Consider the following 7,647-nt stretch of genomic DNA (forward strand, 5'->3'; position numbering starts at 1 on the left):
TGCGTCGTGAAGGCTGCCGACGGGCGAGTGGTGTGGGACAACGACCGGTATTCGTTCCTCACAGGTGACGCACCGCCATCGGTGGATCCCAGTCTGTGGCGGCAATCCAAGCTGACCGCCAAACAAGGCCTGTACGAAGTCGTGCCGGGCATATATCAGGTACGTGGATTGGACCTCTCGAACATCAGCTTCGTCGAGGGCGATAGCGGCCTCATCGTGATCGATCCGTTGGTGTCCACCGAGGTGGCCGCCGCAGCGCTGCAGCTATATCGCATCCACCGGGGTGATCGGCCGGTTGTCGCGGTCATCTACACACACAGCCACGTCGACCATTTCGGTGGCGTGCTGGGCGTCGCTACCCAGGCCGAGGTGGACGCGGGCAAGGTGGCCGTGCTGGCACCCGAGGGGTTCACCGAGCACGTCGTGCAGGAGAACGTCTACGCCGGGCCCGCCATGGCACGCCGCGCCACTTACATGTACGGCACCTCGCTCGAGGCTGGTCCGCGAGGACACGTCGGTTGTGGTCTGGGCCAAGCTCCCTCGCAAGGCGAGATAGCGCTGATCGTGCCGACCGTCGACGTCAAGAGCACCGGTGAAACTCACACCATCGACAGCGTCGAAATCGAATTCCAGCTGGCACCTGGCACCGAAGCGCCCGCCGAAATGCATTTCTATTTCCCGCGATTCCGCGCGTTGTGCATGGCCGAAAACGCCACGCATAACCTGCACAACCTGCTGACCCTGCGCGGCGCGCTGGTTCGCGATCCGCACGCCTGGTCGGGATATCTGACCGAGGCGATCGACACCTTTTCCGACCGCGCCGACGTGGTGTTCGCCTCGCACCACTGGCCGACCTGGGGGCGCGACCGCGTCGTCGAATTCCTTGCGTTGCAACGAGATTTGTACGCCTACCTGCACGACCAGACGTTGCGGATGCTCAACCAGGGTCACACCGGCGCCGAGATCGCAGAGACGCTGCAGATGCCGCCGGCCCTGGACAAGGCGTGGCACACCCACGGCTACTACGGCTCGGTCAGCCACAACGTCAAGGCGGTCTATCAGCGCTACATGGGCTGGTTCGACGGCAACCCGGCCCGGCTGTGGCCACACCCACCCGAAGCGCTGGCCGGTCGATACGTCGACGCGATCGGCGGCATCGACCGAGTGGTCGAGCTTGCTCAGCAGGCGTTCGATTCAGGTGACTTCCGTTGGGCGGCAACACTTCTAGATCACGCCGTATTCGCCGACAGCGAGCACGGCGGTGCCCGCACGCTGCTCGCCGACACCCTGGAGCAGTTGGCTTACGGAGCGGAGAACGCGACGTGGCGGAACTTCTTTCTGTCCGGAGCGACCGAGCTGCGCGACGGCAACTTCGGTACCGCGACGCAAGCCTCCTCGCCGACGTTGTTGTCGCAGCTGACGCCGGAGCAGATCTTCGACGGCCTGGCCATCAGCGTGAACGGACCCCGCGCGTGGGACTTGGACATCGCGATCGACGTGACGCTGGCCGATCGCGACGCCAACTACCGGCTCGCACTGCGCAACGGCGTGCTGGTGCAGCGGAAGGTGCCCGCCGATCCGGCCACCGCCACCGTGACCATCAAGTTGGACAACGCTTTTCGCCTGCTCATGCTCGCGGCGGGCGATTTCAGCTCGCCGGGTGTCGAGGTCTCCGGCGACCAGGCGGCGTTGCAGCAGTTCCTGGGCATCATCGAGCGGCCCGATCCGTCGTTCAACATCATCACGCCGTAGCGGACCGTGGTGTCACATTCGCCACACCAGTCTCCGGCCGGCCGCGCGCCGATGTGCCCGCCTCGCAGCGAAATTCGGCGTCACTGCTCGCTTTTCGCTCGAAGGCGGGCACAACGCCTGGCCCGCTGCGGAGAGACGCGTGGGACGGATTGGACTTGTCACCCCGCGACGTCGATGAGCACTTTCCCGATCGCCTTGCGGTCGGCCACGTGCCTCAGTGCCGCCGCGGTGTCAGCCAGCGCAAACCGGGCGCCGATGTAGGGCCGGATCACGCCCGATGCGAACATCTGCGTCAACTCCCGCATATCGCGTGCGGAGTCGTCCGGCCGGTCGCTCACGAACGTACGAATCTCCATGCCGCGGACCATGATTCCCTTGAGTAGGACCAGGTTCAGCGGAATGGAGGGGATTACGCCGGAGGCGTAGCCGAGGGTGATGAAGGTCCCGCCGCGGGCAAGTCCGCGCAGTGCCGGCTCCGCGTAAGGTCCCCCGACTGGGTCGAGAACCACCCGCGCGGCGTCGCCGGTGAGCTCGCGGATGCGCGTCTTCAGGTCCTCCCGGTCGTAATCGACCGTCGCTTCCGCGCCGCGCTGTCGGCATAGCTCGAGCTTTTCCGGACTCGACGCGGCGGCCAGCACCCGGGCCTTCATGGCCACCGCCAGATCGACGGCCGCCAGGCCCACGCCTCCCGCGGCGCCGAGGACGACCACCCAATCGCCAGGTTCGACAGCGGCGATCGATCGCAGCGCGTGATAGGCCGTGCGGTAGGTGACACCGAACGCCGCAGCGGACGCGAAGTCGACCACGTCCGGTATCTCGGTGACCATCGCCGAGTGCAGGAGCGTTTGTTCGGCGAACGCCCCGACGAACGTGGTGGCCGAAACGCGTTGGCCCGGGCGGTAAGACACACCCTCACCGACCGCGATGACCTCGCCGGCGAGTTCGCTGCCCGGCGTGAACGGCACCGGAGCCTTGACCTGGTATTTGCCGTGGATCATCAGCACGTCCGGGTAATTGACCGCCGCCGCGTGCACCCGCACCACCAGCTGGCCCGGTCCCGGCACCGGATCGGCGACCTCGTCGACGACGAGGTCTTCCGGCGGTCCGTAGGCGTGGCAGACGACGGCGCGCATCAGCGCACTCCCAGTCCGCGCAAACAGAACTTCACCAAATGGTCGACGTCGGCCGGGGAGGGGCGCTCCGCGGAATCCAGGTAGCGGCGCATGGCCGACACCGTACAAAGGAAGACAGTGTCGGCGTCGCGGTGAGCGTCCTTGCTGCCCAACGCCGAAATCGGCTCGACCAGCAGATCGCGCATCGGACGCATGATCGCGTCGTCTGCGGCGCGCCAGTCGGTGGTGGCCGAAACCTGGCCGGCGGCAGCGCGACTCATGCTGATCAGGTGCGGGTCGGCCACCTGCGCGAGGGCGCCCTCGATCCAGCGCCGCACCTGACCGGCCGGTGTGCGTTCCTTGGTCATCTGGTGCTGCAGGTAGGACACGACGATGGCGACGCCACGTTCCATCACCGCGAGGATTACGTCGTCTTTGCCGGCGAAGTAGCGGTAGAACGCCTTGTTCGACGAACCGGCCTCGGTGACGATGTCGCTGACCCGCGGCGGCTCGGGCGCCACCCGTTCCATCACCCGAACGGCGGCAGCCAGGATACGTTCGACTTCCTCGGTCGCCTCCCGCTGACGGCCGTCGAGCGCCCGCTCGACGGCCGCGGCGACCCGGCTACCGCTCGCCGGGCTAATGGGCAATGGGTTCACCGTATTTGGCGCGGACCGCCGCGCGGCGGACGTCGAGCATCTCGCTGGGCCACTCGCCGCTCTCGGCCTCGACGTTCTTGAGCAACATCCGGGCCAGGTTGACCTTATGTGCCTCGGTCGGTCCGTCGGCAAGGCCGAGCGCGATACCGCCCAGCAGAACATTGACCAGCGGCATCTGATCGGTCAGTCCAAGCGCGCCGTGCACCTGAATTGCCCGCAGTGCAATCGATTTCAGCACTTGGGACGCCAAAATCTTGCACGTCGCGATCTCGGCGCGGGCACCGTGCTCGTCGCCGCTGTCGATCAGCCATGCGGCATGCAGCACGGTCAACCGGAAGGGGGCCAGCTCGGTATAGGAGTCGGCGACGAATTCCTGTACCAACTGCTTGTCGGCCAGCAAAGTACCTTGTGTGAAGCGGCTTTTCGCCCGGCGGGCCATCATTTCGACGGTTCGCTGGGCCATTCCGATGGAGCGCATCGCGTGGTGCAGCCGGCCCCCGGCCAGCCGCGTCTGCAGGATCAGGAAGCCCTGGCCGGGCTCGCCGAGCAACGCGGTGGACGGCACCCGCACGTCGTCGTAGTGGACTAGCGAGTGGCCCGGCTCGTGTGGGTCGGCGCCGACCAGGTGATGGTTCGCCTCGATCTTGAGTCCCGGGGCGTCGGCGGGTATCAGGAATGTCGAAGCGCCGTGATGGACCGCCACGTCAGGATTGGTGATCGCGACGACGATGAAGAAGGAGGCGACGGATGCGTTGCTGGAGAAGTACTTTCGACCGGTGATCACCCAGTCCTCGCCGTCGCGGACGGCACGGGTGGTGAAGACGCGCGGGTCGGCTCCGCCTTGCGGCTCGGTCATCGAGAAGCAGGAGAAGATTTCACCGGACAGCAGCCCCGACAGGTAGCGGTCCTTCTGGTCCTGGGTGCCGAAGCGGGCGATGATCTCCGCGTTGCCGGTATCGGGTGCCTGGGTTCCGAACACGATCGGAGCCCACGGGCTGCGGCCCAGGATCTCGTTGATCAGCGTCAGCTTGACCGCGCCGAAACCCTGGCCGCCGAGTTCCGGACCGAGGTGCGGCGCCCACAGACCTTGGTCGCGGACCTGTTGTTTGAGCGGGTCTACGATTCTGCGGCGCTCGTCGTTCAGCGGCAAGAACTCACAGCCGGGGAACAATACCTCGAGCGGCTCGACCTCTTCGCGGACGAACTCGCGGATCCAGTCGAGCTTTTTCGCGAACTCGGGTTCGGTAGAAAAGTCCCATGCCATTTCGATTACTCCTGCTCAGTTGATTGGAGGCGACCCGCTGCACCCGGCTTCGCCGGGCTTGCGATCGTCTCGTCAGGGGATTCCACCGTCAGCCCGCACAATCGAGCCGGTGGTGAAGCTGGATGCTTCCGAGGCCAAAAACAATGCGGCACCGACGATTTCGGTGGGATCACCGGCGCGCTGCAGCGACAGGCCGCTGAACGGGTTGTGCGCTGCCTGGTCCAGATTCCACGACTTGCTGACGTCGGTGAGGAAGGGGCCGGCCATCAAGGTGTTGACCCGGACCGTCGGCCCGAGTGCCCGCGCAAAGCCTTCGGTCATCGCGTTGAGCCCGGCCTTCGACGAGGCGTAGGGGATGATGTCGGGCGTCGGGCGCAGCGAACCCGCGGTGCTGACGTTGATAATCGACCCGCGGCCGGCCGCAACCATCCGCTCGCCGACCAACGCGGACAACCGAAACGGGCCCTTGAGGTTGAGGTTGACCACCGCGTCGAACAGCTTCTCGGTGACGTCGGTCAGCTTGTCGTACACCGGTGACATGCCCGCGTTGTTGATCAAGGTGTCGATCTTTCCGAACCGGTCGTAGCTGGCCTCGACGAGCCCGTCGAGCTCATCCCACCGGCCGACGTGCACTTGGTACGGCATCGCCGTGCGACCGGTCTCGCTTTCGATCTGCTCGGCGACGGCGACGCAGTTGTCCATCTTCCGGCTGGCGATCACCACGTCGGCGCCGCATCGTGCGACGCCGAACGCCATTTCCCGGCCCAGCCCGCGGCTGCCACCGGTGATCAGGATCGTCTGGCCGGTCAGGTCGAAAAGCCGCTCGGCGTAGCTCATTTGAGCGGCTTCAGGCTCGGTAGGGAGCGGGCCATCTGGGCCGCGGTGGCGATCAGTTGGGGGACCATCGCCCCGAAGGCGCCCTGGATCTTGGGGTCGACCTTGCCGCTGCGCACTCCCGCAGCGTAGGTCTTTTCCAGCACGATGCCGAGCTTCCAGTTGGCCAGCACCAGGTAGTAGTCGATGTTGTCGGTGGACAACCCGCTGACCTTCTCGTAGCGCTCGAGCAGCTCGCTGCGGGTCGGCATCCCCGACATGTCGAGGTAAAATCCGTCCTCACGCGGGTTTTCGCCGTCGTAGCCGAGCAGACACCAGGCCAAGTCGAGCAGCGGGTCACCGACGGTGGTCATCTCCCAGTCCACGATCGCGGCGAGCCGGGCCGGCTCACCGTGCGCGAACATGACGTTGGCGAACTGATAGTCGCCGTGCATGATGCCCGGCTGGTAGTGCGCGGGCCGGTTGTTGCGCAGCCAGCCGGCGGCTTCGTCAAGGCCGGGAAGGTCGCGCACCTTGTAGTTGTCCAGAAACGCCAGCCATCGGTCGACCTGCCGCTCGTGGAATCCGTCCGGCCGGCCGAAGCCGTGCAGCCCCTGCGCCTGCCAGTCGACCCGGCCCAACTTGGCCGCGCCCTCGACGAGCTCGAAGGCCAAGCCGCGGCGGGCGGTCAGGTCGTCGTCGAACGGCGACGGCCAGCCGCCGTCCATCGGACTCCAGCCGTCGATCGCCTGCATCACGTAGAAAGGCATGCCGAGCAGATCGCCGGCGTCGTTGGCGGCGATCAGCTCGGCGTGTGGCACATCGGTCCCGCCCAACGCGCGGACCAGTCGGATCTCGCGCAGCAGCCCGTCGATGCGGGCCGCGTCGGCGCGGGCGCCGGGCATGCGCAGCACCATGCGATGGTCGCCGCGATGGATCAGGTACAGCGTGTTCTGCGAGCCGCCAGGCAGCTGCTCGAGGACAGGTTCTTCGCCGTCACCGGGAGCCTCGTTCGCGTCTAGCCAACGTCCTAATACCACCGCGTCCAACATCCGCACACCTCGCTCTCCCATCGGAGAATAGCATTCTCCGGCGAGATGCCAAGGGCTTTCCGATGCATGCGAGGCTGTGCGGATGCAGTTGCTTCTGGTCCGGCACGCGTTGCCGCTCCGCAGCGGCCCGGATCCCGAAGGAAGGGGCCAGGGTGCCGACCCCGACCTTGCTGACGAGGGGCATGCGCAGGCAGCGCGACTGCCCGATGCGCTGGCCCGATTCCCGATCACCCGGCTGGTGAGCAGTCCGCAGCGGCGCGCGTTCCAGACCGCGGAACCGGTCGCTGCCGCGCGCGGGCTGGACGTCGAGATCGACGACCGCTTCGCCGAATACGACCGCGATCTGCCGGTGTACATCCCGATCGAGCAGATCCGCGCGGAGAACCCGCAGGAGTGGGCCCGGATGGCCGAGGGACACCTGCCCAGCACGGTCGACGAGGATGCGTTTCGGGCGCGGGTGCGGGCGGCCGTCGACAACGTCGCCGCCACCGCCGAACACGAAGACACCGTCGCGGTGTTCAGCCACGGCGGCGTGATCAACGTGGTCCTGCACGAGATCCTGGGAACCAAGCGGGTGCTGTCGTTTCCCATCGACTATGTCTCGGTGACTCGGCTGCTGTTCTCCCGGTCCGGTCAGGCCAGCGTGGTGACGGTGAACGGCACCGAACACGTATGGGACCTGCTGCCCCGGAACCGGCGGTGATAGACAAGTCGCGTGACTCTCGACGGGCTCGACCTCTCCGCGCTGGACAAGCATCTGCGATCGGTCGGCGTCGGCCGTGACGGGGAACTGACCGCGGAACTGATTTCCGGCGGCCGCTCCAACCTGACCTTTCTGGTGGCCGACGACGCGTCGAAGTGGGTGTTGCGCCGCCCGCCGCTGCATGGGCTGACGCCGTCGGCGCACGACATGGCGCGGGAGTACACGGTGGTCGCCGGTCTGGCCGCTACCCCGGTCCCGGTCGCCCGCGCGGTCACACTGTGCAACGACGCGT

8 protein-coding genes are annotated in these 7,647 nt (G+C 66.6%); 3 read left to right on the forward strand and 5 right to left on the reverse strand.

The window, feature by feature from the left end; genetic code table 11:
* Positions 1 to 1,752 (forward strand): alkyl/aryl-sulfatase (locus tag VGH54_RS19100; protein WP_331513642.1); only part of this gene is annotated, 1,752 nt, incomplete at its 5' end.
* Positions 1,753 to 1,910: 158 nt separating this feature from the next.
* On the opposite strand, the gene VGH54_RS19105 is transcribed toward VGH54_RS19100, so the two are convergent.
* The 5 genes from VGH54_RS19105 to VGH54_RS19125 all read right to left on the reverse strand — a co-directional run bounded on the left by VGH54_RS19105 (position 1,911) and on the right by VGH54_RS19125 (position 6,652).
* The gene (locus VGH54_RS19105; RefSeq protein WP_331513643.1) at positions 1,911 to 2,885 is read right to left on the reverse strand and encodes an NADPH:quinone oxidoreductase family protein; all 975 of its coding nucleotides are present in this window, start codon (positions 2,883 to 2,885) and stop codon (positions 1,911 to 1,913) included.
* Positions 2,885 to 3,508 (reverse strand): TetR/AcrR family transcriptional regulator, encoded by a 624-nt coding sequence (locus VGH54_RS19110; RefSeq protein WP_331513649.1) that lies wholly within the window; start codon positions 3,506 to 3,508, stop codon positions 2,885 to 2,887. The genes VGH54_RS19105 and VGH54_RS19110 overlap by 1 nt, the downstream gene beginning before the upstream one ends.
* Positions 3,504 to 4,787 carry an acyl-CoA dehydrogenase family protein gene (locus tag VGH54_RS19115; RefSeq protein ID WP_331513644.1) on the reverse strand — a complete coding sequence of 428 codons (1,284 nt, stop codon included), beginning with the start codon at positions 4,785 to 4,787 and terminating at the stop codon, positions 3,504 to 3,506. The genes VGH54_RS19110 and VGH54_RS19115 overlap by 5 nt, the downstream gene beginning before the upstream one ends.
* Before the next feature lie 72 nt (positions 4,788 to 4,859).
* Positions 4,860 to 5,624 (reverse strand): SDR family NAD(P)-dependent oxidoreductase, encoded by a 765-nt coding sequence (locus VGH54_RS19120; protein ID WP_331513645.1) that lies wholly within the window; start codon positions 5,622 to 5,624, stop codon positions 4,860 to 4,862.
* Entirely contained in the window at positions 5,621 to 6,652 is a 1,032-nt protein-coding gene (locus VGH54_RS19125; RefSeq protein WP_331513646.1) for a phosphotransferase family protein, read from the reverse strand. Before VGH54_RS19125 ends, VGH54_RS19120 begins: the two co-directional genes overlap by 4 nt.
* 82 nt (positions 6,653 to 6,734) lie before the next feature.
* Between VGH54_RS19125 and VGH54_RS19130 the strand changes: the two genes are divergently transcribed.
* On the forward strand, positions 6,735 to 7,355 hold the full coding sequence (locus tag VGH54_RS19130; RefSeq protein WP_331513647.1) for a histidine phosphatase family protein: 621 nt from the start codon (positions 6,735 to 6,737) through the stop codon (positions 7,353 to 7,355).
* A 12-nt stretch (positions 7,356 to 7,367) separates the two neighbouring features.
* On the forward strand, positions 7,368 to 7,647 hold a 280-nt coding region (locus VGH54_RS19135), incomplete at its 3' end, for a phosphotransferase (protein WP_331513648.1).

Origin of the sequence: Mycobacterium sp., assembly GCF_036488105.1 — a bacterium.
Lineage (GTDB): Bacteria > Actinomycetota > Actinomycetes > Mycobacteriales > Mycobacteriaceae > Mycobacterium.

Excerpts from the sequence above, each read along its gene's own strand:
- VGH54_RS19105 (WP_331513643.1), bottom strand. The coding sequence starts at position 2,885 with ATGCGCGCCGTCGTCTGCCACGCCTACGGACCGCCGGAAGACCTCGTC.
- VGH54_RS19115 (WP_331513644.1), bottom strand. The coding sequence starts at position 4,787 with ATGGCATGGGACTTTTCTACCGAACCCGAGTTCGCGAAAAAGCTCGAC.
- VGH54_RS19120 (WP_331513645.1), bottom strand. The coding sequence starts at position 5,624 with ATGAGCTACGCCGAGCGGCTTTTCGACCTGACCGGCCAGACGATCCTG.
- VGH54_RS19125 (WP_331513646.1), bottom strand. The coding sequence starts at position 6,652 with ATGTTGGACGCGGTGGTATTAGGACGTTGGCTAGACGCGAACGAGGCT.
- VGH54_RS19130 (WP_331513647.1), top strand. The coding sequence starts at position 6,735 with ATGCAGTTGCTTCTGGTCCGGCACGCGTTGCCGCTCCGCAGCGGCCCG.